Origin of the sequence: Stutzerimonas stutzeri (genome assembly GCF_000935215.1) — a bacterium.
GTDB lineage: Bacteria > Pseudomonadota > Gammaproteobacteria > Pseudomonadales > Pseudomonadaceae > Stutzerimonas.
Genome location: NZ_JXXD01000344.1, coordinates 1 through 559, shown reverse-complemented (window position 1 = coordinate 559; position 559 = coordinate 1). Strand labels below are relative to the sequence as shown.

At 65.7% G+C, this 559-nt stretch carries 1 protein-coding gene; it reads right to left on the bottom strand.

What is annotated here, in order from left to right:
• Positions 1-465, bottom strand: a 465-nt coding sequence (locus LO50_RS23230; RefSeq protein ID WP_044316509.1) for a M20/M25/M40 family metallo-hydrolase, incomplete at its 3' end; no start/stop codon positions are given.
• Between the last annotated feature and the right edge of the window lie 94 nt (positions 466-559).

Below are 559 nucleotides of genomic sequence, written 5' to 3'. Positions count from 1 at the left end.
CTGGCCGGCTTCGGCCAGCGCACGGGCGCCGGACATCGAGCTTTCCTCGTCGCAGGTGGCGAGAATCAGCAACGGACGGAGGAACGGCTGCTCCAGCAGCGGCCGAACCGCCTCGATGATCAGCGCGAAGAAGCCTTTCATGTCACAGCTGCCGAGGCCGTACCAGCGGCCGTCGGCCTCGCGCAGCTTGAGCGGATCGGACGTCCACAGCCCGGCATCGAACGGCACGGTATCGCTGTGCCCGGCCAGCACCAGACCACCGGGACCACTGCCATAGCTGGCGAGCAGATTGAATTTCCCCGGCGCGACTTCCGGCGTTTCGCAGGTGAAGCCCAGCTCACCGAGCCAGGCCGCGAGCAACTCGATCACCGGACGATTGCTCTGATCCCAGCCCGGCTGCGTACAGCTGACCGAGGGTGCCGCGAGGAGCGCAGCGAACTGCTCCTTGAATGATGGAATGGGCACCGGCTACCTCCGTGATGCAATCGGAACGAGCCTGCAGTGAAGCATGAAACGCGCCACGGCGGGACCCACAAACGAAAACGCCCCGCCAAAGCGG